The following is a 25280-nucleotide window of genomic DNA, read 5'->3' on the forward strand; positions in this document are numbered from 1 at the left end:
TGGGGGAGTGGGAAATGGCTGAAACGGTAAAAGCGGATAGTTGGAATGCCAGTTTATATGACAGTAAGCATGCTTTTGTTTCTCAGTATGGTGAGGACCTGGTCAAACTGCTCGCACCTCAGCAAGGTGAAAGCATCCTTGATCTAGGCTGCGGTACAGGGGATTTAGCGAACAATCTGCATCAAATCGGTGTCCATATTATTGGCATTGATAAATCGGAGAATATGGTCCAGCAGGCGCAAAATAAATACCCAGACATAATCTTTAACGTGGAGGATGCAGTGAGCCTGCCTTTTACCAACGAATTTGATGCTGTCTTTTCTAATGCAACGCTTCACTGGGTAAAAGAGCCGAAACCGGCCTTACAAGGTATCTATCATGCCTTAAAGCAGGGGGGAAGGTTTGTTGCGGAGTTCGGGGGGAAGGGCAATGTTCAAACGATCACAGACGAAATCATCAACCAATTAAGAATCTATGGGATTGATTTTAGGAGCGGCCAATTCCCTTGGTACTATCCAAGCATCGGTGAATATGCAGCCCTTATGGAACAGGTTGGGTTTCGAGTAACTCTGGCGCAGCATTACGATCGACCAACACCACTGGAAGGTGAGAATGGATTAAGAAATTGGATTGAAATGTTCGCATTCAGTATGTTCGAAGGCTTATCAGCGGAAACAAAAGCATTAATCATGAACAGAGTTGAAAAAGCTCTCAAAGAAGTTTTATACCAAAATGGTCAATGGCACGCCGATTATAAGAGAATTCGAGTAGTAGGAGTAAAAGAATGATGTGCCGCCGATTCAAAATATCAGGACCTTTTTGGGACAGCAGGCCACAAAAAAAGACACGTTAAAGAAAGTCATTCTAAGAAAGCAGGTGTACCTATGCATCAAAACGAATATGCCTGGGTCCAACAGACCCGGCAAATATTACTCGACTTTTGCAAGGAGCTGGAACCCGAGGATTTTACCCTCCAAAATGGATTTGGCTTTCAAAGTGTGAGAGACACATTGGTACATATAGCCGATTGCTATCACGCATGGATTGGCTCATTTGTTTTATTAAAAACAAAAAAGCCGTTAACCTCAAAAGAAGACTTGTCAAAAATGAATGTAAATGAAATAATAGCACGCTTTGAACAGGCTGATTCGTATGTCAACGAGTTATTAGAATTACTCGGGAATCAATTGAATGAGCCGATACAAAGGAACATCCCTTGGAGAGAAACACCAGAACCGCTCACCATCACGCCAGCCAAATTGCTTATGCATACCATCACACACGAATACCATCATAAAGGTCAAATTGTCGCGATGATGCGCCAGATGGGTTATGAATCGCCTAATACAGATGTTTTAGGGACTGAAGATTGATGAATCACTCCAAAAGTGATTGTGCCACTTCCACAAACTTACCTATACCTTCACGCAGCTGCTTTTCATTGACGTAAGAATAACTTAACCGAATCCAGGAGGATGGCTGTTTTAAGGGATCACAAACTTGACCCGGCACAAAGGAAATCGATTGCTCAATACTTTTGGTCAATAGTAGTTCTGTAGAAAGATGATTGGGCAGCTTCACCCATAAATTCAGGCCGCCATTAGGACTGATCCAGTGCCAGTCGGTTGCCTTCAAAGCTTCCTCCATAATTTCTTTTCGAATTTGCAGGGCGATCCGGAGTTTCTCCAAGTGCTGCTGCAATCTTACGGATGAAAAATAATGGAGGAATATTTTTTGATTAAGAAGCGGCGAGCCATTATCCGATAATGATTTTACCGTGATAAGTGATTTCATTAACGATGATTGGCAAATAACCGCGGCAATTCGCAAACCTGGTGAAATATACTTGCAAAAGCTTCGGATGTAAATGACTGTCCCGGCCGTATCAAATGTGTAAATGGGCGGCGGCGGGGCCTGGTCGAAATAGATGTCATGATAGGCATCGTCCTCAATTAAAAGACAGCGATATTGTTCCGCCAATTCGACCAACTTTTTGCGCTGCCAGGCGGGAACCGTATAGCCGGTCGGGTTATGGAATGTTGGGTTGAGATAAAACAGGCGCGGTTTATTATTTTTTAAAAATAGTTCAACCTCCGCTAAATCGTACCCATCCGGATGGATATCCACCGCTTCGATTTTTGCTCCATATGCTCGAAAAAGGTCAATCGCCGCACTATAACTCGGACGTTCAAACAGTACAACGTCCCCCGGCTTAATCAAAGCTTGTGCAACTAAATGAATCGCTTGCTGGGAGCCGGAAGTGATTAACAGATGATCGGCAACGAGATGGGTTTTATAGCGGCTGATGAAATATTGACTAAGGACCTCGCGCAGCACTAAATCCCCCTGCACAGTCGAATAGGTGGCAAGGACCTTTGGATAAAGGTCAAACACGTGCTTCACATAATCGGAAAGGAAATGATTCGGCAAAAGATTAGGATCAATCAACGCCTGAGAAAATTGATAGGAAACCGGTGATTGGTGGATTTCCGACAAGTGATTCTTTTTTACATAGGCGGAAACGATAGGGTTATCGAAATGTTCCAGGTTTTCCGTTCCATCCGGCTCAACGAAATAGCCGGCTTTATCTTTTACATATACTTTGCCGTCTTGTTTCAGTAATTGGTAAGCCTTTAAGACTGTTAATCGGTGAATATCCATTTCAGATGCTAACTTTCGGACGGAGGGCAGTTTGTCATGTTCTTTCCATTCTCCGCGTTCGATTCGGTTCAGCACATAATCATAAACTTCTTGAAAAAGCGGCTTCACATCTACACCTCCTCTGTAATGCGATTGTACCACGATTCCGGCCAATCTGTTCTATTTGATTCCATCTGTTCTAATGCCCTTCTTTTATGATAGAAAAAAAGGAGGAGTTACAGGAATGATTATAATGAATTATATTTTGATGTGTTTGATTTTTGGAACGACGTTTCTGGGGATTAAAATTGGCGTGGATGCAGGGGTGCCTCCATTTTTATCAGCAGGCCTCCGTTTCTTTCTGGCAGGCCTATTGCTGTTTGGCTTCATGATTTGGAAAGAAAAAATATCGCTGCGGCTGTTATTCCGGAAAGAAATGTTTTTTACCGGAATTTGTTTAACGTTTGGGACGTTTGCAACGCTTTATTGGGCAGAACAATATGTGACATCTGGGATTGCTGCTGTTTTATCGGCGACAGGCCCGATGATGATTTTAGTGATTCAGACCTTGATTTTAAAACAAAAAGGGAACCGGCAATCCTTTATTGGCTGTATGGTGGGGCTAATGGGGGTCACGCTGTTAATCCTGCCTAGTTTTTCAATCGAATTAAACCACTTTTGGATGATTGGCTGTTTCGCCATTTTAATTGGAGAGGTTTTTTATGCAACAGGGGCGATTTATACAAAGCGGGTCGTCCAAAAATTTGAAACGGTATCGCCGATTGCCTTGAATGCAGCGCAAATGATGCATGGCGGGATCCTATTAATCCTGTTGTCTTTGTTTACCCAGGATATTCAGCCCGAAAAACTGTTAAGTCCGGCTTCCATTGGCTCCCTTGTTTATTTGACGATTTTTGGTTCGATGATCGGCCATACCATTTTTTATTGGCTGGTCTCACGGACCAATCCAGTTTTTCCTTCGACATGGCTGTATATCTCACCATTGATTGCCGTGATCCTCGGCGTGATTTTCTATGATGAATATATTTCTTGGCTGACCGCGCTCGGGACGTTGACGATTATTGTTGGAACGGTGTTAGTTAATTTTAAATGGGCTGATTTTCGAGGCGTTAGAAGTTTTTCTTTTAAAAAATAGGTAAGGGACCCTTTTCGAATAGGGTCCCTATTTTATCCTAAATTCACCAAATCCTTTAGTTCATCCGTGGACAGCTCGGTGATCCAGTTTTCGCTTTGAATAATTTGGTCGTTTAAAAATTGCTTCTTCTCGAGCATGGCGTCGATTTTTTCCTCGAGTGTCCCGGTGCAGATCAGCTTATGCACGTGGACGAAACGCGATTGGCCGATGCGGTAGGCACGGTCGGTGGCCTGGTTCTCAACGGCCGGATTCCACCAGCGGTCGTAGTGGATGACGTGATTCGCTGCCGTTAGGTTTAAGCCGGTTCCGCCAGCTTTTAATGACAGCAAGAATACTGGGAACTCGCCATTTTGGAATCGTTCAATCATATCGTCACGCTGCGTTTTCGATACGCTGCCATTGAGGAACGGCACCTCGATGCCAAAGTTCTTTTTCAACGTGCTTCGAATCATTTCACCCATTTCAATGTATTGCGTGAAAATCAGACAGCTTTCGCCTTGCTCGAGTACCGCCTCAATCAATTCGACCAGCTTCTCCATTTTATTGGAGCGGTCTAGGAGCTGCCTGTCAGCCGATTTTTCTTTTAAATAAAGGGCAGGGTGGTTGCACAGCTGTTTTAAGCGGCTAAGCATTTGTAAAATTAACCCCTTGCGCTCGAAGCCGGACAATTTTTCAATTTCCGCAAAGGTGTCATGGATGAGCTGCTCGTACAATGAGGCCTGCTCGGCCGTGAGCGGGCAGTATTCTTTCTGCTCGAGTTTGTCTGGGAGGTTGAGGGCGACCTCTTCATCCTTTTTCGTGCGGCGCAGCAGGAACGGCCGAATCAACGATTGCAGCTGCTGCACTTTTTCCTTTTTCTCATCTTTTTCAATCGGAATCACGAACCGCTTTTGGAATTGGCCCAGGCTGCCAAGATAGCCGTGATTGGTAAAATCAAAAATCGACCACAGCTCGGATAGTCGGTTTTCCATCGGTGTTCCCGTCAATGCGATGTGGTGGCGGCCGCGCAGCTTGCGAACCGCCTTCGATTGTTTCGTCTGCGCGTTTTTGATGTTCTGCGCTTCATCGATGGCAATGGAGCTCCACTGCTGGGACTCGAACTCCTCGGAATCGAGGTGGCTCAAACCATAGGAAGTGAGCACGACGTCGGCATCTTGGACTTTTTCGGAAAAAGCCTCCTCTTTCAGGCGATTCGAACCGTAGTGGAGGTAGACGTTCATCTCCGGAGCAAAGCGCTCGAGCTCCTTCTGCCAGTTTCCAAGCACAGAGGTCGGACAGATGATCAGCGCCGCCTTTGTCGGAGTTTTCGCAGGTGCCTCGTCCTTCGTTTTTCTGCTCCGTGCAGTGGGAACGGCGTCAAGCTTGTCAGGCACCACGGCCTCCTCATCCTTTACTTTCAATAAATAGGAGATGAGCTGGACGGTTTTGCCGAGGCCCATGTCGTCGGCGAGAGTGGCGCCAAATCCGTATTGACGTAGAAACCAAAGCCAGCTCATTCCGAGCTGCTGGTAAGGGCGGAGCTCGCCGTTCAGCCCGGCAGGCACGTCTACAAGCGGTATTTCGTGCACCTCGGACAGCTGCTTCATCATTTGTTTCCATTGACGGTTCAGCTCAATTTGAATTTTCGCAAACGCCTTCGGATTTTCCAGTTCATCCTCTGATTCACCCGCTTCAACCAGCTCTTGCTCCAGCAAATCGCGGACATGCAGGCCTTCTTTTTCAGCCCGTTTCATCAAATCTTGAATTTGGCGAATAAACTGCGGATCGAGCTTCACCCAGCGGCCGCGGATATACACGAGCCGTCTTTTTTCCTCGACCAGCTTGCCGAACTCTTCTTCGGACAGATCGACTCCATTCATCGAAAAGCGCCAGTTAAAGTCAAGCATGGCCTGCAGCCCGACGAACGAAGGACGGTGGCTGGACGTTCCTTTCAGCGACGCTTTCACCTTGAGGTTGGCATTTTTCATTGCCTGCCACCAGGAAGGGAGGAGAATCTCGACATCGAGCGCAAGCAGCGTCTCACTTGCCTCCGTTAAAAACATCCACGCTTCTTCCTCGGTAAGGTGTGTTTTGAAATAACCGTCCTCGCTAAGCCATGGAATCAGCTTAATCCAGCGCCCTTGTTCGCGGTCCACTTTTTCTAAAAATGGCCGCCACTTCGCCGGGATTTTCGCGACTCCTTCAATATCATAAACCTCATCGGTATTTTTCTTACCGCGCAAAAAGACATCCAGCGTCCAGGCGCCTTCGCCTTCAATTGGTTCATCCAGACGGAGGCCGATGGTGAAGGGGGTGTCGCTTTCCTTAATACCCACCCACTCGAGCCAGCTTTCTTCATCAAAATAGCGGGCCAGCTCACCGCCAGAGATATTTTGCTTTTTCAGGAGGTCGAGCTTTGGTCCGAATAGCTCTTTCATTGCTGAATTCCTAGTGAGATAGGCATCGAGCGCGCTATTGTACAAATCAGAAATGTAGGTGCGTGTGGATTGTGATGCATTTGGTTCGACCTCTTGTTCCCAAAAAGACGGATCAAACTCATCCTGGACCCGTTCTGGCAGCTTCCAGCGGAAATCACCGTTCTCCCAGACCGAGAAGTCGGGGAGCCAGTCTTTTTCCAAGATGCCTTCATGCAGGGAATGAGCCGCGGCCAGGCAAATCTCGGATTGCTCATTCCAGTCCCATTCAATAAAGCGGTTGAACGACTCCTTGGCAAAAAGGGAGACCAGCTGCCAGCCGCTGACCGCCACACCGTGGGCATCGTCAACTGTCTCAGTCTCAAGGAGTGTTCCGAAGAAGCTTTCCGCATGGCTGCTGAAAACGAGATTCTTCCAGATGGATGGGTCCATGTTGTTGCCATGCTCATCCTGAGCCGTAAGGAAAAATCGGTCTTCACCTAATTTAGTTGTCAGCAATTTCATAAACCTTGTTTTAAGCATCGATATGTAAACTCCTTTAAGTTGGGAAGGACATCATAGACGGCTATTTGGAGGGGATGGATTTTCCAAATAATGTCTAAATGTACAAAACACATTGAAAAATAGACAAAAGCTATTAAAAAATAGACAAAGTCACCAAAAAAATAGACAAAACCACTGAAAAAATAGACAAAACCCTTCAAAAAATAGACAAAACCTCAATAAAGTAAAAAATCATCTATCCAAGTTTTGTAGAAAAATCCTCTAGAAACACACCCCAAACTACTTTTTTCATAAAAAATAGGTGACTTCGGGTATCTTCTTTGCGAATCAAAATAATCTATTCATCATGTCCACTCCACGCGGACAAAACGACAAAAATGTCCACGAACGGTGCCTGACACCACGTGGCACTATTCGGTTGAAACCTCAATTAACTTGCTCCGCTGGCATTCTTCATGAAATGCCCGCAATCTTTTGGTGCGTTCCATCAGGGTATCCAAAAAGTATTGCCAGTCGTCGACGCGTTTCAGCTTTTTATATAGGGTCCGGAGTTTTTTCAGATGCCGTACGGCCATGCGGTAGCTCGCCCGGTTTTTCTGGTCGATCTCGCGCTGGGCGGTTTGGTGGAGCATCGCCAACAGCACTTCCGGACGCTCCTTCTCGACGATTTTCAGCCGGTCCTTCGGTAAATCATAAAATTCCATACCGGCAAACGCATGGAGCTCGCCCCAGCGGTCGTACTGCCCGCGTTCAAACAGCAAATACTCATACTCGGCAAAACTGTAAGGAAGCGTCTGCAGCAAAGCTCGCTCATATAGGTCCGCCCGGTCGTTTTCCGCGCAATAAGAGGCAATCGCCCGGAGCGCAGTCCTTGTGAACGTCGTACAGCTGCGATACCCGCCCAACACCTCTAAATACCCTTTTATTTTTTGTAAAAATAAATCAACCACCGGCCCGACGCGGCGCCACGCTTTCAATTGACTCAAATAGTCAATCCAATAAACCAGATAGGGCGTGAGCGTGGCATCGTTAACCATCCCGAGCATTTTCAAGGCCAGCTCATCGTTTTGCAGCAGAAAATTCAAGTGAATCCTCCCAGCCACAAGCGGAAGAGGATTTTCCCAGTCTTGAAGCTCCTTCCCGCGTGCCTGAATCTTCTCCAATTCAGCCTCCCGCCAAGGCTTCTTTTTAAAAAGCTGGGCCCACAGAAGACGGTACAAGTAGATCCGTTCATATTCCAGCACCGAAGCACAGGTCAGCAGTTCGAACGCATCGTCCTTCAGTTTCTCGATAAACTCATCAAAGGCAAACGGCAGCGATTGCACACCAAATTTGCCGACCAGCTCTTCGGCGTCATCCATTAAATTATGGAATAGATGAAGATAGACGCGCTTAACCATGTCTTCACCGTGCCCCAGCTCCTCTGTCAGCACAGCAAGTTTGCGGAAAGAAACCACAATCCCGATTAGGTCATAGAGCATGCGCCATTCCTGTTCAACCGGTGCACTGGCATGGATACGCCTAGAATAGATATCGAACAACTCGGGAATGACGTATGGACTCGTGTATTTTTTTGAAGCGAGCAGGGTATCAAAACTGACCTCAAACGAGTGCACCCAGCGGCTGTAATCCGGCTTCAGCACACCGTTCGCCTTGATTAAATCCTTCGCTGTCTGCATGCCCCAGTCCGAGAGCGCCTTCTTCTCCTGCATCGGTTCCCGCCATTCTGCCACCCAGTCCGAGACACTTCCCACCTTCGAATAGGCCGCAAAAAACACAGCCATCTTGTGCCGGCACCAGCCCTCGTGCGGACATGAACATTCACTCAACGTATAAAAACTAAGGTCGAGCAACACCTTTACCGGCGTCACATCCTGCACAACCGCCGTAACCTCATCTTTTTCTCTATGTAATTGGGTAACCAGTCCTTGCCGGTACAGCATAAGCCCTTTCTGGACGAGTCGCGCATCCTCCGCAGAATTCGGGCTCAGCAAATCCCGGATTTCCTCTGTAAAGGAATCCATTAATTCATTTTCAGGTATCGACTCCAAGGCCGGGACCCCCTTTATTTGAAAAATAAATACGTTTTTTAAAAAAATCCATATTCCTTTATTATACCCAAAAACTTGCAGATAGAGGAGGGGGGCGCTCGAAAAGCGTATTCTGGGAACTAAAAAGTCCATACAAAAATCGCTAGGGCTATAAGCCTATTATTTTTTTACTAATTAATGGAATCTTACGTCCAAGTTGGCAATATATTTTTCATTGTATAACAATTTAAGGAGGCGATATCTGGTTTGGGGAAAAAGATTTTTCTATTAGTGCTAAGCCTTTTGCTGCTGCTGCCGGGAGCGGGGCTGGCAAGTACTGGCTCAAAAACTATTTCGAAATCCACTAGCAATCAAGTAAAAACTCAAGCGGCTGCGAATGCAAATGACACGACCGCGCCAGTTGTGCAAAATTTTCAAACCTCACCGTCAACAGCAAAGCCGGATGAGGACGTGCAATTTACGGCAGTGGTGACAGACGATTCAGCGGTGGAGGGGGTGGATGTCCATCTTTACAGCAGTTCAGGGCAATTCCGCTACATCTCGCTGTCCGTCGATCCAGCTTCCGGAAAATGGACGGGAACGTATAAAGTGCAGTCCATCGACGAAAATGGAACGTGGACGGTAGAGGTTTCAGCATGGGATGCAGCCGGCAACTTTGAGCAGCAGGAACAAGGCAAAGTGACCATCGTGAATCCGGCCGCGGATGCTACTCCGCCTGTTGTAAAGGACTTACAAGTCTCTCCAAGAAGTGCAAAACCAAAGGAGACCATAAACTTTACGGCAATTGCGGCCGATGAAACAGGCGTAACGGCAGCAACCGTTTACCTGACAAGTGACTCCAGAGATTTCCGCGAAGTCCCGTTAAAGTTTGACGCGGCGGATGGAAAATGGGCTGGCTCCTATCAGGTACAGGAAAATGATGAAGCTGGAGCCTGGACGGTAGAAGTGAATGCCAGCGATGCCGCAGGCAACAATACTTGGTTTAGCGATCCAAGCGGAATTACAATTAATAACGCAAATGCTGACACGACCGCACCAGTGGTGGATAGTGTCGAGCTTTCCGCAACACAGGTCAGCCTTGGACAGGAAATCGGAATTTCTGCTGCATTGCACGATGATCAATCAGGAGTAAGCGGAGCGGCAGTTTCTTTAGCAAGTCCGAGCGGCTTAATGCGTTCTGTTGACCTTACATACAATGAGCAGTCACAAAAATGGGTCGGCACGTATAAAATTAGCCTTGGGGATGAGCCAGGGGGATGGACCTTAAGGGCGCTGGATGTGACTGATAAGGCCGGAAATCGCACTTGGGCTTGGCAGGACGGAAAGACCTTCACTGTCACAAACCAGGATGCAGATACGAAAGCTCCAACGTTTGAAACCGTGGCAATCAGTCCATCAAACGCAAAAACCGGAGAAAAAGTAAAAATTGCCGTGACAGCACTCGATGATAAATCTGGTGTGGATGCAGTGGACGTCTGGATATCAAATCCGGAGCACGATGTCCACGATTCAGTCAGTCTCACTTATGACGATACTTCACGTGAGTGGGTGGGATGGTACCTGGCAACGAAGGATACGATGCCTGGTGTCTGGAAAATAGATTCTATTTTTATAAAAGATAAAGCAGGTAACAGCACAACGGTATTCGCCAAAGGATTTTTCTCAATTGAATCGGACACAACCCCGCCTGCGAAACCAGAAGTGAAGGAAGTAACGGATAAGGATCCAGCGGTCACAGGTACGGCGGAGGCCGGTGCGAAGATAGAAGTAAAGGCTGGCGGTTCTGTTTTAGGCTTTGCGACAGCTGGTGAAAATGGTGAATTTTCAGTTCCAATTAAACTTCAGGTGTCAGGCACCGAACTGAGCGTCACGGCCACTGATCAGGCTGGTAATGTAAGCGATGCGACAGTAGTGGTGGTAAAAGATGTGAATGCGCCTGGGAAGCCGGTCGTGAATGCCGTAACCGATAAGGATAAAGCGGTCACAGGTACGGCAGAGGCTGGTTCCAAGATAGAAGTAAAGGGCGGCGGCCAAGTAATCAGTTCAGCGGAAGCTGGTTCGGACGGCAAGTTTTCAGTTTCGATTCCGATGCAGGTGTCAGGCACCGTATTAACTATAGTCGCTATTGATAAGGTTGGTAACGTGAGTGAGGCTGTAACGATTGTCGTCTCGGGGACAGCGGCAAATCTTGCTGGCTGGGTGTTCCAGGACGGAAAATGGTTCTATTATGATCCCGTCAGCTTTATGCTGAAAAAGGGCTGGTATAAGGTCGGAGGCACCTGGTATTATTCCAATGCCAATGGCGTTATGCAAACAGGCTGGCTGAAGGTTGGCGCCAACTGGTATTACCTCAAATCAAGCGGAGCAATGGCAACAGGCTGGCTGAAGGACGGCGGAGCCTGGTACTACCTCAAGCCGAGCGGAGCAATGGCAACAGGCTGGGTGAAGAGCGGCAAGTACTGGTACTACCTCAACCCGAGCGGGTCGATGGCAACGGGCTGGCTGAAGATCGGAGAGGCCTGGTATTACCTCAACCCGAGCGGAGCAATGGTAACGGGCAGGGTGAAAATCTCAGGAAAATGGTATTTCTTCAATAGTAATGGGACGTTAAAGTAGAGGGTAAGAGGACTCCCTTGGCCGGTTTGCTGAGGGGGTTTTTAGTTGGGGCGGGGGATAGCGGAGAATCAATTAGCGGATAGAGGGAGCCAATCAGCGGACAACGGGTGTCAATTAGCGGATAGCGGAACCCAATCAGCGGATAACGGTTGTCAATTAGCGGATAACGGTTGTCAATTAGCGGATAGAGGGAGCCAATCAGCGGATAACGCAGCTCAATCAGCAACTATTAGAATAATTCGCTCCCTTCTAGTTCCACTCCTCAAAAAAGACAGGCCCATCCAATTTATGCTATGATTAAAATACAGAAAATTCAAACTAAACAAATGGAGGTCATGGCGATGAAGCATTATAATCAATTAAATAAAGTATTAACCGGAGAAGCTCCTAGTGCACCAATTACGCAGCTGCTCGGGATTGAACTAGTAGAACTAGAAGAGGGAAGGGTAGTCATGGAGATGGAAACCTCGGAACGGTTATACAATCCAATGGGGACACTACATGGCGGAATCCTCTGTGACCTATCGGATGCTGCGATGGGTTATGCGTTCGCGAGCACCTTGGCGGACGATGAAGCTTTTACCACAGTGGAAATAAAACTAAACTTCCTGAAACCAATCTGGAAATCAAAGCTTCGTGCCGTTGGACAAGTTATCAAAAAGGGGAACTCAATCGGCCTGCTAGAATGCCATGTTTATGACGAAAAAGAAAGCCTTGTTGCCCACTCCACCAGTACATGCATGATCTTAAGGGGCGACATGGCCAAGGGCAGATCGACAAAAGAATAACCTCCGACTTTTGATGGAGAAATAATCCCTCCAAAGCACAATGTCTCCCAATTAATAAACCACTAAAATGAAATCATCAAATACAGATTGGTGGTATGCTCAATGAAAAGTGCAAAACTATATGAAACCCATGTTTATTGCAAAAACCTAGAAAAATCAATCGAATTCTATCAGTCTCTCGACCTGGATCTTGCCTATGTGCTTAACGAAAGAAGGGTCGCCTTTTTCTGGCTTGGTGAGCCTGGTACAAAAGAGCAAATGCTCGGAGTATGGGAAGTCCCGGAGGAACAATTTTTCAAAAAACATTTCGCTTTCGCGCTATCCCTAGAGCAATTACATGAACTGCCACAATACCTTGAAAGCAAAGGAATCGAGCTGCGGCCCGCGTTTGGATTAGATGCTTCAGAACCGGTTGTCCATGCCTGGATGCCGGCGGCTTGTTACTACTTTGAGGATCCGGATGGAAACTCGCTTGAATATTTGGCTGTACTAGAGGGAGCCCCGCAACCAGAACTTGGAGTTATCCATCTCAGCAAATGGAAGCAGCTGCAAAATGCATAAAGCAACGAACTCCCTGGTCATATGGGCCACGGGGGTTTTTTATATTATGGATTAAAACAAATAAGATTGGAAAAATTAGATTTGAATTTCAATGCAGAGGTTGTGACAACATGTATCAACAAATCGAGGAGCTACAAAAAAGCCTCAACCAATTACAAAAAGAATATTGGATTCACACTGATTTATTTTCCTTTCAATGGTGGGTTATTGCGATTGTTAATTTCGCTCTAATTTTACTATTCATATTCCTCATCGACCGGCAAAGAATATTACCCATCACCATTGCCTTTCTTGTAGCCTTCATTACGGTTGGTACTTTGGATGAAACTGGAGTTAAATTCAACCTGTGGCAATATCCTCATCAATTATTGTTTTTTACAGCAAGATTTAATGCTGCAGATTTTGGAATAGTGCCCAGCCTAGTTGCGCTTCTCTACCAATATTGCAGTAAATGGAAGCCTTATATCATTGGCAATCTTCTTGTGTCTGCCCTTATTTCCTTCGTGGGGGCACCTCTTTTTACCAAAATGGGCATATATAAGCTCTTGAACTGGAACTATCTCTACTCATTTCTTGTTAGCCTTATCAGTTTGATTGTGATTAAGGCAATCGTGGATTTGATTGTAAAAAAGAGTAAAAGTTACAATTAGAGCGGTGACGGACACAACCTATTAGAAGAATTCTATATTTCCTCGGCGGTGGCTTGCTAGTTTTTATAGCGATAAAAATGATTGTCTCACAATTATAAAAAATGGCTTCATTTAAAAATTAAAAAGGTGTACAAATAGTTCATGAAAAAGGTTCCCTTTGAATATAATTTTTTCGTACGTTATTTAAGAGGGGGATGGGTTCTTGTGAGCTGGAATCAAGATAATGCCAATTCGAATAGGAATAGGAAAAATCAAAGTGTAAGTCCGTCTGGGTATACTGAAAACACCGTTCAAACCCACGTGCATGAATTCACCGCTAGTACGAAGTTAGCAGAGGAAGATGATGACAGGCATAATCATCGTTTCGCAGGCGTGACCAGTGAGGTGATTCCGATGGGGGATAGTCATGTTCATAGCATCTTGGTGAATACGGACTTTTTAGATCACCATCACGAAGTCGCTATTACAACTGGTCCTGCTATCGATGTCGGCGGAGGTAAACATATACATTTAATCCAGGGAACAACCACACTGGACGATGGCCATGTTCACGACCTATTTTTCACTACTTTAATCAACGCGCCGCTTGTATAAAAAAAGCCAGTCCCTAAGGTTCAAGGGACTGGCAATTAATTTAATTATACTCATAATCATATTTAGAAGAATGATAATGATGGAACTTGTGGTTTGCATCGAAATAATCCATCGACACCTGGAATGCTTTCTTCGTGCTATCCCAAAACACGAGCACAATGACATCGGCAGAACCATTCGCCAAATCTTCCGCTCCGAAATCATCGGCATCCCAATTCACCGCCTTATAAGTGCCAGGACCGCTGACTTTCAATGTATACAACCAATACTTTTCGTTCTCAATCCCAACCATATCATGATATCCGGCACCCAGCCGCGACTGCAGCCCGGACTGCGTCAACCCCACATCAATCCACTTTTTCAACCCTTCCACAGCCGAAACAACATTCGCATTGCCAGCCAGCGTCATCCGGCCGTTATCCATCAAATAATATCCATCAGCAAAATTCTGCCGCAACATCCCGCCATCACGCAAACTGAAATAATACCAGCCCGAGCCAATCCATTTCCAACCCTTCACCATCGCGCCCTTCGAATCCAAGTAATACCAGGTGCCTGACACCATCACCCAACCCGTTTTCATTGTCCCATGCTGATCCAGGTAATACCATTTGCCGCCATCCAGCACCCATCCAGTCTTCATCACGCCATGCTTGTCCAAATAATACCAGTGGCTCGCGTCCTGCACCCAGCCAGTACGCATCGCGCCATCACCGCCTAAATAGTACCAGCGACCGGTATCCAGCACCCAGCCCGTCTTCATCACCCCAGCAACATAAAAATGCCACGTTCCACCCTCAAGCTTCCAGCCCGACGAATTCTCCTTTGCCGAAACCACACTCGGAAACACATGCAGCAGCACCATAGCCACTAGTACAACCAATAACTTTTTCATTTTAAGCAAACGAACCCACCTCACGTTTCTATTACTGGTTTAGTCTTAATATTAGTTCCAAGCTCCGTAATTCCTTCCAGAATCGTCAGACAAAAACTGCACCCCTAAATTTAGCTAGAAACTAGCAAAATTAGAGTTTTTCCGGGGAAATACTACAAAAAAAGTCAAAATTTCAGGAAATATACATAGGTATTCTATGTATATATGTGATACAATTACCAAAAAATGTAAGGAAGAGTGATTTTTAATGAAAAAAAGAATAAAGCCCCTTTTTATAACATTAATAGTACTGTTTGTTGTGTTTATATCAGGTAAATATTTATTGGATTTAGTATTTGCAGGTGCATGTGGAAATCAAATTTTAAAAAGTGTCCCATCACCAGGCGGAGATAAAGTAGCGTATGTTTTCTTAAGAGACTGCGGAGCAACAACAAACTATTCCCCGCAATTTAAAGAAAGATGAAGATCTTGAGAATGAATCAGGAAATACATTTAGGTCGGATAAAAGTTTTTCGATTGAATGGCTTAACGAAAGCACTTTAAAGGTTAATTATAATAAGTCTTCAAAAACATACGAAAAGGATACTAGAGTAAATGGCATATCGATTAAATACATCGAGGAGTAATATTAAAAAAGCCAGCCCTCACTTCGGGGCTGGCTCTGTATTCATATTGTCGCCATTTGATAGATTAGAAAATACCTCAAACAACTGGGTGATATACCTATTAAGCTCGAAACCATCTTCTGTAGCAAACTCAGATAATAACAATTTATTCTCCTTCATTTAGCCATTCCCCCTCGATTTCTGAACTATCATCAGTATGGACAAACTATTAGTCTCTTATACATGGAGTTATTCTACAAAATAAGGCGTGCATTCTACAAAATTCATTGGGTATTCTACAAATGAAGAGGTGCATTCTACAAATTTCTACATCTATTCTACAATTGCTTTTTATCCCATAAAAAAAACCCCTCAAATTGAGGAGCAAAAGGGGAACAACTCTTGGTATCTATATGTTTACCATTCTTGCTGAATTTTATACATTGATCATTTTTTTATTTTAATAGGTGATTCTAGCTAAGAAAATATAGGAAATATTGTAAAAATGGTGAATATATTTATATGCTTAATAAAAATTTGAAGGGAAAGGGCTGGGAGGAAAGTCTATACTTCTAGTTATTAATGAGATAAAACGCATTAATAGAGCAAAGGGAGCTTCTATCATGATTGGGTACCATCCTGAAAATCTAGCAGCAAAATTCGTCTATCAAAAGGCTGGATTTATAGAGACGAACATTTCATCTTGGGGAGAGCAGCTTGCAAAGTTTCCTTTGTTAAAGGGGGAGAAATAGATGAAGAGGTTTTTAAGTTTAGGGTGGGTTCTCCTGCTCCTATGCGCCCTATTAGTAGGCTGCCGCAGTAAAAATGAACAGGCAAAAGGATCGCCGGAAAAAGAGAAGACACCACCTGCTGCCGAAACGTCTAAAGAAAAAAAAGCAGTGAGCCACAAGTGGAAAAAGGGACGCCTGAATGGGATTTGCTGCAAATCCAGAAGTCCGTGGATGACAATGATCAAGCATTATTTATGAGCTATCAAAATAAGGAAAATGCTATTTTTTACAAAGAACAACAAAGATGGATTGAAGAAGCTGTGTTTAAGAAAAAACAAGGCTACTCTTTATCTGTAAAATTATTCAATTTTAGTCAAGAAGACGATAAAACCGCAACGGTCAGTTTAAGTGTGACGATGAGCCATCCAAAGCTGGGAGAATCCACGAACTATATCACTTACCAAATGCTGAAATTCAATGATAAGTGGATCCTGAATGACGTGCCGTTTCAAACAATGGCATCCGATACAGGGAATCTGACGGTCTATTACACGAAAGGACAAGAAACAGCGGCGCAACAAACGCTTAAGGACACATCTGACATTGTCGCTTTTTACTCTAAAAAGTTTAACTGGAACCCAAAACCGATTTCGATAAAAGTCTACCCATCTTCCGATGAGGCTTCTGCTACGGTACATGGATAAGTTTAGGCGGGTGGAATGAGATTGGAGAGTCCCTTAAAATTACCACGGATAGCTCGCAGAATATTTTTCGTTTCCTCGCACATGAACTGACGCACAAAATGGTGGGGGACATCGCCAATGATAATGCGACGATCTACATACAAGAAGGTTTTGCGTCGTATTTAGAAGGGACTATTGTACGAGATACGTCAGGGAATGTCATATACAACCCCAAAAAGGCGTCAGAAAGGGCGGCAAAAGCCATTGAAGTCAAAAAATCGGTGAAATCAATCGATGAACTAGGAACCATTGATTACACAAATCCAGAGGGCTCGATGTATCGGGATGGCTTCTTATTATCGAACTATTTGATTCAAATGAAGGGACTGCCCACCTTTTTTAATATGCTTCACTACTTATCGAAATTTGAGTATATCGATAAACGCAGTGAACATAAAATGGATATCTGCCAGATTCGAACTCTAGAGGCTATAGAGAAAATATATGGTCCTGCTGAAAAGGTTTCAGCGGATAGTAAAAACTATTATTTGAATTGAATTCTAGTCCAAATAATTCTTGATAAAGGCGTAAATCAAAAAAGACTGCCAAAGGGCAGTCTTTCTGTCTTCCTAGATATTAGGATTGTACTCTTTCCAATCCTTTTAATGCCTGTTCCCAGTCATCTATGCTGGATCCTTCCTTCCGTGGGTTCTTAGGTGCAGATTCATTGTTAGAGCGAACTTTACCGCCCTTCCAATATTGTTTACCCATCCAATAAACAAGGGTTCCGGCCATCATAATCGGCAAGATAGGAAGAAAGCCAATGGAACTAATGATATATCCTAACCATTTTTTCTTACCAAACCTGCGAAGGTACCATCCAACAACTAAAGCTGTCAGAGTGATGGAAACGAGTAAAATGCTAAACAAGGCTAAATCAAAATCACTAATCCCCAGGTTTACGCTCCATTGGGAAACAATTGATGCTAAATTACCTGGGACCAGCTCTTTCACATCAACTAGTTTTGCTTGCAGTCCGGTCTCCAAATTTTCTATGAAACTATTTGGATTCATTATTCCTTACTTTCCTTTAGCAAGGCCAACTCACGTTCTACCGCTTCTTGTATTTCCAAGTTTACAGTTGGGACAGAAGGGATAAAGTAGGAAGCAGCCGAAGCTTGTGCCTCTAATTGTTGTACATAATCTTCCACACGGCGGAACCCTTTCAAGGCATTGTCCGAACTGAAGGAAGCAACCGCTTTTTGAAGCTGCTCTTGTGCCTTAGCTGCATGTGCACGTGAGATTAGCACAAGTCGTCTATTTGATAATTCGTTGTATTTTTCAAGCAATACATCAATTTGTTCACGAAGAGCGGATGTCTGTTGTTTCATTGCTGCATGCTGCTCTTGATAGAGCTTCAGTTTTGCTTCCTGTTGCAACTTTTCTTGAAGAGCAATTCTTGCAATGGTGTCTTCACCTTTTTCGACTGCAAGCTCAGCTTGATGTGTACGTTTTGCAACCACTGCCAAGGATTCTGCCACAAGCTGCTCATGACGTTTTTCTAAGTACAGCTGATGACCCAATGTTTCCTTTGCCTTCTCAACTTGCTCGTCCAATTCACGCATATATTGATTTAATAGACTGATTGGATCTTCCACCTTATCTAATAATTCATGTAAGTCCGCCATAACGATTGTTTTTACTCTATTAAAAATACCCATTTTACTTTTCCTCCTTAATAATATTTCTTTCCCATGCATCTAAAATTTGTGAGTTGCTGCTTACCACAGGTGCTGTCGTATAGCCATTTGTGCTGAACCTCTTTTGTTTAGAGGAACCTGTTTTCTTAAACAACCAGTAAGCACCCGCTCCAATTGCTAGAAACGGAAAGGCTCCCTTTAAGGCTGCTGCAAGGCCTACACCAATTAATCCGTAACCAGCCCACTTCTTCCATACTTTATCTCCGGCATGTTTGCGAAGTGAGATGCCAAAGAGTGTAATACCTGCACCGACAAGAGTTCTTGTCCAACCGAAGTCAAAACCAAAGCCATGCTTCCCAACATGGCCCATCATGCCATGACCTTGACCGCCTTGCATCATGCCTTGTACAGGGCCGCCCTGGGCCATACCAGGACCTTGTCCGCCTTGCATCATGCCTTGCTCAGATCCTCCTTGCATCATGCCATGACCGCCGAAGTGGCCAAAGTGTCCGATACCTGGAAGTAGATGCGAACCAGCCCAGATTGCAGCGGCCCCGACTGGAAGCCAAAATAACCATTTTTTCTTCATTGTGTAATTCCTCCTAAACTGAAATGTCTATATTTTTTTGTTGTTATCTCGGTTACAAGATTGATTATGTATAATGCCCCTTAACTTTTTCTTAATAAAAAAATAAAATTTCACAGCTGCTGTCTTTTTTAAAATAGGGGAGGTTAGTGGAAGAAGGACTTATTCAGATGTTGTAGAATTAAGTTTTAATAGTAAAAATATGGGGACGTTAGAATTTCATTAGGAGTGATAAAAATGGCGCGTGTTTTATTTATTAATGCCGGATCGGAAGGACATTTCAATCCAACGATTGGAGTTGTGCAAGAGCTTATTTCGCGCGGGGAAGAGGTAGTGTACTTTACAATAGAAGCTTTCCGTGAGCGTATGGAGAAGACGGGAGCTACTGTACGAACATTGGACGGGCAAAAATTTATTAAAGCCTTTATGTCGGGTGGAAGAAATTATTTACTTGAAAGAATTAACGGACTTTTACATACGGCAGATATTGTCATACCTAGCGTGCTTGAACAGATTGAGGGAGAACATTTTGATTACATCATCCACGATTCCATGTTTGGTTGTGGACGGTTACTTGCCCAAATCCTTAAACTTCCGGCCATCAATTCTTGTACATCCTTTGCACAGACAAAGGAATCATTCGATAAACTGCTGGAACAGCTTTCTAAAAACATTCCTACAGAACTGCTTAAAGAAATAAACGATGAATATCAAAGCCTGACGGCGAGGTGTAAGGAAAAATATGGTGTTGAAATCTATTCTCCTTACGAAGTTTTTTGTAATCCAGCACCACTTACAATCGTTTATACAACTAGGGAGTTTCAACCTTTTGGAGAAGCTTTCGACCAAACTTATAAATTTATAGGTCCCTCGATTTCCACACGATTCATTCAAGAAAACTTTGACCTTACAGCAATCGAGGGAAAAAGCCTAATTTACATTTCACTGGGGACTGTCTTTAACCAAGCTATTGATTTTTATAAGCTTTGTTTTGAAGCATTTGGGAACACTGATCATACCGTTGTCATGTCCATTGGGGAAAGAACTCAAATATCTGATTTGGGAGAGATTCCTATAAACTTCATTGTGAAAAATTATGTTCCACAAACGGAAGTGCTGAAACACACGAAATTATTTATCACCCATGGTGGAATGAATAGTACCAATGAGGGCCTCTACTACGGGGTTCCGCTAATTGTAATTCCACAAAACGCGGATCAGCCGATCATTGCCAGGCAAGTCGCCAATATCGGAGCCGGTATTCAATTACCAATGCAAGGCTTGACTACAAACCAACTGCGTGAAGCCGCCAATCATGTGTTTAATGATCCATCTTTCCATAGAGCTGTTTCAAACATAAGGGAATCCATTCAAAAAGCGGGAGGATATCAGCAGGCTGTTGATGAAATTTTCGAATTTAAACGAGAATACGACATCTAAATTATATATTTTTCAGCTGCCATTATTGGCGGCTTTTTCTTGTGGTGTATTTTTTGAAAAACAGAGGGACAGATTAAACTAACCAATCTGTCCTTCTCTGATGGTATGACTAGTTTAAACTTCATCCTCTCTCTTCGTGACTACTTTTTCATGACCACATCGGTTACATATAAACCAAGTCGCAATATATCCCCATCCATCGGGTCTCTAATCTGTTTCTTCATAAACGTGCCCTTTTAATTTACAGTTGATTTTCGCTAAAATACCCAAAATAAAAACCTCCCTGAATTAAAAGTTGATTTTTTGTTTTTTCATCTATATGCTCCGATGCTTGTAATCGTTGTTTTAAGTTTTCACTACAATCATTACAAAGAAGTAAATAATCTGGGCTGGTTCTGCTTTATTGTTTATCTTTAGAATGATAAAAAGAGTTGCTTTCGCAAGCAATCCTTTTAAAGTGAACTCGGGGGACCGTGTTTTATTTGTTATAATTGAGAGATCGCCTGTTGAGTTGACCATGTAGCACTGCTGAATGCATGATAATTTGTAATAGCTGCTTGAAAATCCTTCTCACTTATGGTGGCAGTGGCATCATAAACAACAGCTGTTTGGAATCCATTCTCGATTAAGTCTCTCATATGTGATTCTACACAAATGTTTGATAGAACACCTGCCAAAATCACCTTTTCTTTTCGATGCTGACGTAATTGGTACACTAGATCATTTGTCTGTGGACTGGCAATCTTATGGGATGTCGCAATGACAGTTTGGTTAGATAAAATGTATGGCTTAAGTGACGGAACCCAGTCGGCTCCTACAGAAGTGTAGTCATTTTGTTTTTGATATATTCGAAGCTTTAATAACATTTCTTGTTCAGCCCCAGTAAATTGCCAACTATAATCATGGGGATATATATAATGAGGGGAGATAAAAAGTTGATATCCTTTACTCATGGCTGTACTTATTAGAATTTCTAGGTTACCTAGTGTGTTGTAATGCTCAATAATTTTTTTTGTTAAATGGTATCCTTTACCTCCGGGGGACAGAAAGTCATTTTGCGGGTCCGTTATGACAATGGCGGTGTTAGAGGGATTGGGTTTAAACATTCTTTTTTCCTCCCATTCACATAAATTAGTATCCTGTCTTTTAAAATTCAACTTTGTTCTTGATGAATATATATTGATGGGGGCTTGGACTCATTCTGTTTTTTAATGGAGTTTGGTATGAACAATTAGGATTAGATGACCATATTGATCTGTTTAGAAAGTAAAGAAGTATTGAAATGGAGGTCTTATAAGATGTTAAAAAATGATGAATATTTTATAAGAAAAGCAATAGCAATGGCTTTACAAGCTAGAACAGAAGGAAATGAACCTTTTGGAGCTATTTTAGTTAAAGATGAAGAAATTGTTATGATTGGAGAAAATAAAATAAATACCTTCTGTGATCCTACTCATCATGCAGAAATTGGGCTTATAAGAAAGTTTTGTTCTGAACATAATATTTTTGATTTAAGCGAATATACCGTATATACCAGCTGTGAACCTTGTGTAATGTGCTCAGGAGCAATGGTTTGGTCAAATTTAGGGAAATTGGTATATAGTGTATCGCATGATCAATTAGCAGAAATAGCTGGGAGTAACATTATGATATCCTGTAAGGAAGTCTTTGAAAAAAGTCCTCAAAAACCAATAGTGATTGAAAGAATATTAAATGAAGAAGGTTTAAAAGTATTTGAGGGATATATTTTTAAATAATATGCATTTATTATTAAGTTTATAATTAAACACGCAACGTTTATCTTTCGTACATTCGTTAGTGATGCCGTATACTGGTATCACTTTTTATATTTCAACCAAGAAATTGTGATGTCTTTCACTTAAACTGTAAAGGTGCGTTTCTACAATAAGTAGAGATGCATTTTTTTATTGAAGTAACGGGGCAGGTTAGTAACCAGAATAGTATTCTGAATAAATTTGGTATATTGGGTAAAATTAACTGATAAATATTGTTTCTTCAGGGGGGTTAATTTGAATTATTTTGAAATATTATATGATACTTTTAAACCTTTTTTAGATGGTGAAAAAAAACCATTAAATACATTAGAGGTAGGTAATATTTGGCTATATGCAGGAATGGGTCAAAATACATTACGACTTGAGGAGGTTTGGGTAAACACAATTCAAGATAATGAATTAAAAGAAAAAGTTAATAATGTTTTCCTTGTTCATAAAGAAATTGTAAATGAATTAAATGAGTTTCTATTGAAAGAAAGTGTGTCATTACCCAAACCTAGTGCACCTAAGCCAATAGATGATTATCATGCTATCCCAGAAGGGGCGAAATCTACGGACCAAGAAATCGCTAATTTATTATCTTATAACCTTTTAGTTGCTATGACTCATGGAATGAGAATATTAACGGAATCAATACGTGCAGATATTGGATTTATGCTTTCAAAGTTTTTACTCAAGCATTTATCTGTTGCAATACCATTAAAACAACTTATGGTAGAACGAAATTGGATTCAAGAAGCTCCTCCATATATTAATAATGCCAAGTGATAAATACTTGTTGTACTATCGGGTGCTTTTGTAGAATAACAAAGCTCTTAATGTACCGGCGGCTTTTTATGAATTAACTGCAGATCATTAAAGAAGAGAGATGGAAAATCCATCTCTCTAACCATTAAAACTACTATATCCAAAGTTTAAATAATCCTTCAGTTATCCCTAAGTTGTACATATAGAAAATCCCAAACACTATACTAATCACACCGGTTACTTGAGTAAGTGTTTTATTCAGCGTTAATTTTTTGGCACTGAAAACGAATGGAATCCCTATTATTGTGGTAAAGAAAAGCATTCCAATAATTGTCCCTGTACCAAATATAAGGATATAAATAGCTGCTTCCCAAACACTTTTAACTGTACTCATTGTTAATAGAACCATGGCTCCACTTCCAGCAAGGCCATGTACTAAACCAATCACCAAAGATTTTAAATAGGAAACATTTTTATGTTGGTTTTTATGCTCATGTTCACTACCAAGGTTATGAGAGTGGACATGTTTATGATTTTCTCCATCGTGCTTATGCTGATGTAAGTGGATATTCTTAAAGGAAAGGATAGTTGAAGCACCAAGATAAACAAGCATTATACCTACTAAAAACTCAAGTGACATAGCCCATTTTTCAGGTATTTCACCCTTCATAAAAATAAGAATAATGCCAATAATAAATAATGTAGCAGTATGACCTATTCCCCAGAATACTCCTGCTAAAGACGAGCGAAATAATTTTTTACTTTGACTAGCAATGGTAGACACAGCAATCACATGGTCTGGTTCTATTGCATGCTTGATACCAAGCACAAACCCTAGAGCTAGAATTGATAGAAAACCTACCTCCACTAATTTTCCTCCTTAAATACATGTATTGATAATAAAAAAGCCAAAAACAGTGCTTTCTTAATATTATCACAGAAGTGGATTGGTAGTTTGTTTATTAAACATATTCGTTCAAAAAAGGTTTAGGTTCCTTCTTTTTAAATATAAAATTCAATCCCGTTTTCTATATAGAGTGTGTTTGGTAATCCGGTTTGGTTTACCAAATATTCAAATACATTTTTTGCGGTGCTTCTGATTATCACGCTTAGACCTATGTTGTCAAACACGCGTGCATAGCAGCGGATAATCAATGTGTTATTTTCTCTTAACAGATGATAATAGACGGTTTCTTTTTGTATTTTCGAAAAACAGTGGATAAATAGATATTCATCTGTTGGTTCGATTCCTTTTATCAAAAGTTCTTTTTGAACAATTCGCTGTATTTCCGCGATTTGTTTTTCTGATAAATTTATTCTCATACCAGATTCACCATCTTTTTTTAAAATTAAGAGAGTGACAACCTTTTCCACTCCTCATAACTTATTTAATCCAAGCACCATCTGTACCTAATCTGTATTTTCCAATCCATATAAACTAGTAAACTTAATATATTTTCACAATATTCCCAACTCTAATTACAAATAGAATTTTAACACAATTCCTCTAATTCTATGAATGGGGCAGGTAGTAAAAGCTGCGCCTATTTAAGCAAGAACGGCTCACCTGATTCATCAAATGCGTGCTTATTATCAAACGCATAAGGAGTTGGTCCATGCTGAATATAATAGTTGTATCTCTTGAAGGCCTCCTCCCAGGAAACATCTTTCACCTTTTCCGTCCACCACACCACATATGTAGGTGGTTTCCCCTGATAAGGTTCAATCCACTTGTTCCTGTCTCTTATGGCTTGCCTATGTTGGCCTGAATAAGTAAACCGATATAAGGATTGCAGGCTTTTCCATACAGTTAGTGTAAGAATGGGCGCACCTTCCCCTTTGATCGCTTCCTCAGGGAATGGCACTCCATAAGGTGAAAACTCCTCTATAAGCTGCCCTGATTTAGCGGCCTGTCGAATTACCTCGTATCCCACTTCAAAAAACTCACGAGAGGCAGGATGTTCATACGGATGCTTTAGCCTCCCAACAGTATAGATTGCAACAAAAGCCATCATCATCTCCCCATTTCCACTTTTTACCTACATATATTCAAGAAGGACTGGACTAATTCCTAATGGCTAAATTGATTAAAACTAAATAGCGGTATATTCTACAAATTTGTG

At 42.5% G+C, this 25280-nt stretch carries 28 protein-coding genes and 1 pseudogene; 17 read left to right on the forward strand and 12 right to left on the reverse strand.

Translation table 11 applies throughout. The annotated features are described in order from the left end of the window. The first annotated feature begins 14 nt into the window (after positions 1-14). Positions 15-788, forward strand: a complete 774-nt coding sequence (locus ACIFOT_RS26480; RefSeq protein ID WP_430070126.1) for a class I SAM-dependent methyltransferase — start codon at positions 15-17, stop codon at positions 786-788. A gap of 96 nt (positions 789-884) precedes the next feature. Then, positions 885-1373: a DinB family protein gene (locus ACIFOT_RS26485; protein ID WP_430070129.1), complete on the forward strand. Its 489-nt coding sequence runs from the start codon at positions 885-887 to the stop codon at positions 1371-1373. A 4-nt stretch (positions 1374-1377) separates the two neighbouring features. Here the strand turns inward: ACIFOT_RS26485 and ACIFOT_RS26490 are convergent, their stop codons facing one another. Further along, positions 1378-2769, reverse strand: a complete 1392-nt coding sequence (locus ACIFOT_RS26490; RefSeq protein ID WP_430070131.1) for a PLP-dependent aminotransferase family protein — start codon at positions 2767-2769, stop codon at positions 1378-1380. Between the two features lie 115 nt (positions 2770-2884). Here ACIFOT_RS26490 and ACIFOT_RS26495 point away from each other — a divergent pair, with 115 nt between their 5' ends. After that, the gene (locus tag ACIFOT_RS26495) at positions 2885-3796 is read left to right on the forward strand and encodes a DMT family transporter (RefSeq protein WP_430070134.1); all 912 of its coding nucleotides are present in this window, start codon (positions 2885-2887) and stop codon (positions 3794-3796) included. A 32-nt stretch (positions 3797-3828) separates the two neighbouring features. Here the strand turns inward: ACIFOT_RS26495 and ACIFOT_RS26500 are convergent, their stop codons facing one another. Then, the gene (locus tag ACIFOT_RS26500; protein WP_430070136.1) at positions 3829-6732 is read right to left on the reverse strand and encodes a DEAD/DEAH box helicase; all 2904 of its coding nucleotides are present in this window, start codon (positions 6730-6732) and stop codon (positions 3829-3831) included. A gap of 392 nt (positions 6733-7124) precedes the next feature. After that, positions 7125-8765 carry an SWIM zinc finger family protein gene (locus ACIFOT_RS26505; RefSeq protein WP_430070139.1) on the reverse strand — a complete coding sequence of 547 codons (1641 nt, stop codon included), beginning with the start codon at positions 8763-8765 and terminating at the stop codon, positions 7125-7127. A gap of 246 nt (positions 8766-9011) precedes the next feature. Here ACIFOT_RS26505 and ACIFOT_RS26510 point away from each other — a divergent pair, with 246 nt between their 5' ends. From ACIFOT_RS26510 to ACIFOT_RS26535, 6 genes are all read left to right on the forward strand, one after another. Then, positions 9012-11381, forward strand: a complete 2370-nt coding sequence (locus tag ACIFOT_RS26510) for an Ig-like domain-containing protein (RefSeq protein ID WP_430070141.1) — start codon at positions 9012-9014, stop codon at positions 11379-11381. A gap of 45 nt (positions 11382-11426) precedes the next feature. After that, positions 11427-11678: a hypothetical protein gene (locus ACIFOT_RS26515; RefSeq protein ID WP_430070144.1), complete on the forward strand. Its 252-nt coding sequence runs from the start codon at positions 11427-11429 to the stop codon at positions 11676-11678. Between the two features lie 44 nt (positions 11679-11722). Next, positions 11723-12169 (forward strand): PaaI family thioesterase, encoded by a 447-nt coding sequence (locus tag ACIFOT_RS26520; RefSeq protein WP_430070146.1) that lies wholly within the window; start codon positions 11723-11725, stop codon positions 12167-12169. A gap of 102 nt (positions 12170-12271) precedes the next feature. After that, on the forward strand, positions 12272-12730 hold the full coding sequence (locus ACIFOT_RS26525) for a VOC family protein (RefSeq protein WP_430070149.1): 459 nt from the start codon (positions 12272-12274) through the stop codon (positions 12728-12730). Between the two features lie 110 nt (positions 12731-12840). Next, a complete protein-coding gene (locus ACIFOT_RS26530; RefSeq protein ID WP_430070152.1) occupies positions 12841-13380 on the forward strand; it encodes a CBO0543 family protein in 540 nt (179 codons plus the stop codon). 300 nt (positions 13381-13680) lie between these two features. Next, a complete protein-coding gene (locus tag ACIFOT_RS26535) occupies positions 13681-13974 on the forward strand; it encodes a YmaF family protein (protein ID WP_430070201.1) in 294 nt (97 codons plus the stop codon). A 40-nt stretch (positions 13975-14014) separates the two neighbouring features. On the opposite strand, the gene ACIFOT_RS26540 is transcribed toward ACIFOT_RS26535, so the two are convergent. Further along, positions 14015-14869 carry a hypothetical protein gene (locus tag ACIFOT_RS26540; protein ID WP_430070203.1) on the reverse strand — a complete coding sequence of 285 codons (855 nt, stop codon included), beginning with the start codon at positions 14867-14869 and terminating at the stop codon, positions 14015-14017. Positions 14870-15116: 247 nt separating this feature from the next. Between ACIFOT_RS26540 and ACIFOT_RS26545 the strand changes: the two genes are divergently transcribed. After that, the gene (locus ACIFOT_RS26545) at positions 15117-15332 is read left to right on the forward strand and encodes a hypothetical protein (RefSeq protein WP_430070155.1); all 216 of its coding nucleotides are present in this window, start codon (positions 15117-15119) and stop codon (positions 15330-15332) included. Between the two features lie 181 nt (positions 15333-15513). Here ACIFOT_RS26545 and ACIFOT_RS26550 read toward each other — a convergent pair whose 3' ends face one another. Then, entirely contained in the window at positions 15514-15654 is a 141-nt protein-coding gene (locus ACIFOT_RS26550) for a hypothetical protein (protein ID WP_430070158.1), read from the reverse strand. A gap of 353 nt (positions 15655-16007) precedes the next feature. Between ACIFOT_RS26550 and ACIFOT_RS26555 the strand changes: the two are divergent. The 4 genes and pseudogenes from ACIFOT_RS26555 to ACIFOT_RS26570 all read left to right on the forward strand — a co-directional run. Next, a pseudogene (locus ACIFOT_RS26555) lies at positions 16008-16226 on the forward strand (GNAT family N-acetyltransferase); the annotation flags it as partial. Next, entirely contained in the window at positions 16227-16463 is a 237-nt protein-coding gene (locus ACIFOT_RS26560; protein ID WP_430070161.1) for a hypothetical protein, read from the forward strand. It begins immediately after the preceding pseudogene. Next, on the forward strand, positions 16385-16909 hold the full coding sequence (locus ACIFOT_RS26565) for a hypothetical protein (protein ID WP_430070164.1): 525 nt from the start codon (positions 16385-16387) through the stop codon (positions 16907-16909). The genes ACIFOT_RS26560 and ACIFOT_RS26565 overlap by 79 nt, the downstream gene beginning before the upstream one ends. A 38-nt stretch (positions 16910-16947) precedes the next feature. Next, the gene (locus tag ACIFOT_RS26570; protein ID WP_430070206.1) at positions 16948-17445 is read left to right on the forward strand and encodes a M1 family aminopeptidase; all 498 of its coding nucleotides are present in this window, start codon (positions 16948-16950) and stop codon (positions 17443-17445) included. 79 nt (positions 17446-17524) lie between these two features. On the opposite strand, the gene ACIFOT_RS26575 is transcribed toward ACIFOT_RS26570, so the two are convergent. Genes ACIFOT_RS26575 through ACIFOT_RS26585 form a run of 3 tightly spaced genes read right to left on the reverse strand, consistent with a single transcriptional unit; the run spans position 17525 to position 19177 of the window. Further along, entirely contained in the window at positions 17525-17962 is a 438-nt protein-coding gene (locus tag ACIFOT_RS26575; protein WP_430070167.1) for a hypothetical protein, read from the reverse strand. Beyond that, on the reverse strand, positions 17962-18609 hold the full coding sequence (locus ACIFOT_RS26580) for a PspA/IM30 family protein (RefSeq protein ID WP_430070170.1): 648 nt from the start codon (positions 18607-18609) through the stop codon (positions 17962-17964). The genes ACIFOT_RS26575 and ACIFOT_RS26580 overlap by 1 nt, the downstream gene beginning before the upstream one ends. A 1-nt stretch (position 18610) precedes the next feature. After that, on the reverse strand, positions 18611-19177 hold the full coding sequence (locus ACIFOT_RS26585) for a hypothetical protein (protein ID WP_430070174.1): 567 nt from the start codon (positions 19175-19177) through the stop codon (positions 18611-18613). Positions 19178-19411: 234 nt separating this feature from the next. On the opposite strand from ACIFOT_RS26585, the gene ACIFOT_RS26590 reads away from it, so the two are divergent. Further along, positions 19412-20614, forward strand: a complete 1203-nt coding sequence (locus tag ACIFOT_RS26590) for a macrolide family glycosyltransferase (protein WP_430070177.1) — start codon at positions 19412-19414, stop codon at positions 20612-20614. 485 nt (positions 20615-21099) lie between these two features. Here ACIFOT_RS26590 and ACIFOT_RS26595 read toward each other — a convergent pair whose 3' ends face one another. Continuing rightward, positions 21100-21720 (reverse strand): isochorismatase family cysteine hydrolase, encoded by a 621-nt coding sequence (locus ACIFOT_RS26595; RefSeq protein ID WP_430070180.1) that lies wholly within the window; start codon positions 21718-21720, stop codon positions 21100-21102. A 192-nt stretch (positions 21721-21912) separates the two neighbouring features. Between ACIFOT_RS26595 and ACIFOT_RS26600 the strand changes: the two genes are divergently transcribed. Then, positions 21913-22371, forward strand: coding sequence for a nucleoside deaminase (locus ACIFOT_RS26600; protein WP_430070183.1), 459 nt, complete (start codon positions 21913-21915; stop codon positions 22369-22371). Positions 22372-22644: 273 nt separating this feature from the next. Next, positions 22645-23178 carry a DUF3231 family protein gene (locus ACIFOT_RS26605; RefSeq protein WP_430070186.1) on the forward strand — a complete coding sequence of 178 codons (534 nt, stop codon included), beginning with the start codon at positions 22645-22647 and terminating at the stop codon, positions 23176-23178. A 133-nt stretch (positions 23179-23311) separates the two neighbouring features. On the opposite strand, the gene ACIFOT_RS26610 is transcribed toward ACIFOT_RS26605, so the two are convergent. From ACIFOT_RS26610 to ACIFOT_RS26620, 3 genes are all read right to left on the reverse strand, one after another. Continuing rightward, positions 23312-24025, reverse strand: coding sequence for a sulfite exporter TauE/SafE family protein (locus tag ACIFOT_RS26610; protein WP_430070189.1), 714 nt, complete (start codon positions 24023-24025; stop codon positions 23312-23314). A gap of 134 nt (positions 24026-24159) precedes the next feature. Continuing rightward, positions 24160-24480 carry a hypothetical protein gene (locus tag ACIFOT_RS26615; RefSeq protein WP_430070192.1) on the reverse strand — a complete coding sequence of 107 codons (321 nt, stop codon included), beginning with the start codon at positions 24478-24480 and terminating at the stop codon, positions 24160-24162. A gap of 221 nt (positions 24481-24701) precedes the next feature. Then, entirely contained in the window at positions 24702-25175 is a 474-nt protein-coding gene (locus ACIFOT_RS26620; protein ID WP_430070195.1) for a DUF3291 domain-containing protein, read from the reverse strand. Positions 25176-25280: the final 105 nt, after the last annotated feature.

Source organism: Neobacillus sp. NRS-1170 (genome assembly GCF_050468025.1).

Excerpts from the sequence above, each read along its gene's own strand:
- ACIFOT_RS26595 (WP_430070180.1), bottom strand. The coding sequence starts at position 21,720 with ATGTTTAAACCCAATCCCTCTAACACCGCCATTGTCATAACGGACCCG.
- ACIFOT_RS26525 (WP_430070149.1), top strand. The coding sequence starts at position 12,272 with ATGAAAAGTGCAAAACTATATGAAACCCATGTTTATTGCAAAAACCTA.
- ACIFOT_RS26600 (WP_430070183.1), top strand. The coding sequence starts at position 21,913 with ATGTTAAAAAATGATGAATATTTTATAAGAAAAGCAATAGCAATGGCT.
- ACIFOT_RS26530 (WP_430070152.1), top strand. The coding sequence starts at position 12,841 with ATGTATCAACAAATCGAGGAGCTACAAAAAAGCCTCAACCAATTACAA.
- ACIFOT_RS26580 (WP_430070170.1), bottom strand. The coding sequence starts at position 18,609 with ATGGGTATTTTTAATAGAGTAAAAACAATCGTTATGGCGGACTTACAT.
- ACIFOT_RS26480 (WP_430070126.1), top strand. The coding sequence starts at position 15 with ATGGCTGAAACGGTAAAAGCGGATAGTTGGAATGCCAGTTTATATGAC.
- ACIFOT_RS26615 (WP_430070192.1), bottom strand. The coding sequence starts at position 24,480 with ATGAGAATAAATTTATCAGAAAAACAAATCGCGGAAATACAGCGAATT.
- ACIFOT_RS26560 (WP_430070161.1), top strand. The coding sequence starts at position 16,227 with ATGAAGAGGTTTTTAAGTTTAGGGTGGGTTCTCCTGCTCCTATGCGCC.
- ACIFOT_RS26485 (WP_430070129.1), top strand. The coding sequence starts at position 885 with ATGCATCAAAACGAATATGCCTGGGTCCAACAGACCCGGCAAATATTA.
- ACIFOT_RS26495 (WP_430070134.1), top strand. The coding sequence starts at position 2,885 with ATGATTATAATGAATTATATTTTGATGTGTTTGATTTTTGGAACGACG.
- ACIFOT_RS26540 (WP_430070203.1), bottom strand. The coding sequence starts at position 14,869 with ATGAAAAAGTTATTGGTTGTACTAGTGGCTATGGTGCTGCTGCATGTG.
- ACIFOT_RS26575 (WP_430070167.1), bottom strand. The coding sequence starts at position 17,962 with ATGAATCCAAATAGTTTCATAGAAAATTTGGAGACCGGACTGCAAGCA.
- ACIFOT_RS26620 (WP_430070195.1), bottom strand. The coding sequence starts at position 25,175 with ATGATGATGGCTTTTGTTGCAATCTATACTGTTGGGAGGCTAAAGCAT.
- ACIFOT_RS26585 (WP_430070174.1), bottom strand. The coding sequence starts at position 19,177 with ATGAAGAAAAAATGGTTATTTTGGCTTCCAGTCGGGGCCGCTGCAATC.
- ACIFOT_RS26590 (WP_430070177.1), top strand. The coding sequence starts at position 19,412 with ATGGCGCGTGTTTTATTTATTAATGCCGGATCGGAAGGACATTTCAAT.
- ACIFOT_RS26550 (WP_430070158.1), bottom strand. The coding sequence starts at position 15,654 with ATGAAGGAGAATAAATTGTTATTATCTGAGTTTGCTACAGAAGATGGT.
- ACIFOT_RS26500 (WP_430070136.1), bottom strand. The coding sequence starts at position 6,732 with ATGCTTAAAACAAGGTTTATGAAATTGCTGACAACTAAATTAGGTGAA.
- ACIFOT_RS26545 (WP_430070155.1), top strand. The coding sequence starts at position 15,117 with ATGAAAAAAAGAATAAAGCCCCTTTTTATAACATTAATAGTACTGTTT.
- ACIFOT_RS26520 (WP_430070146.1), top strand. The coding sequence starts at position 11,723 with ATGAAGCATTATAATCAATTAAATAAAGTATTAACCGGAGAAGCTCCT.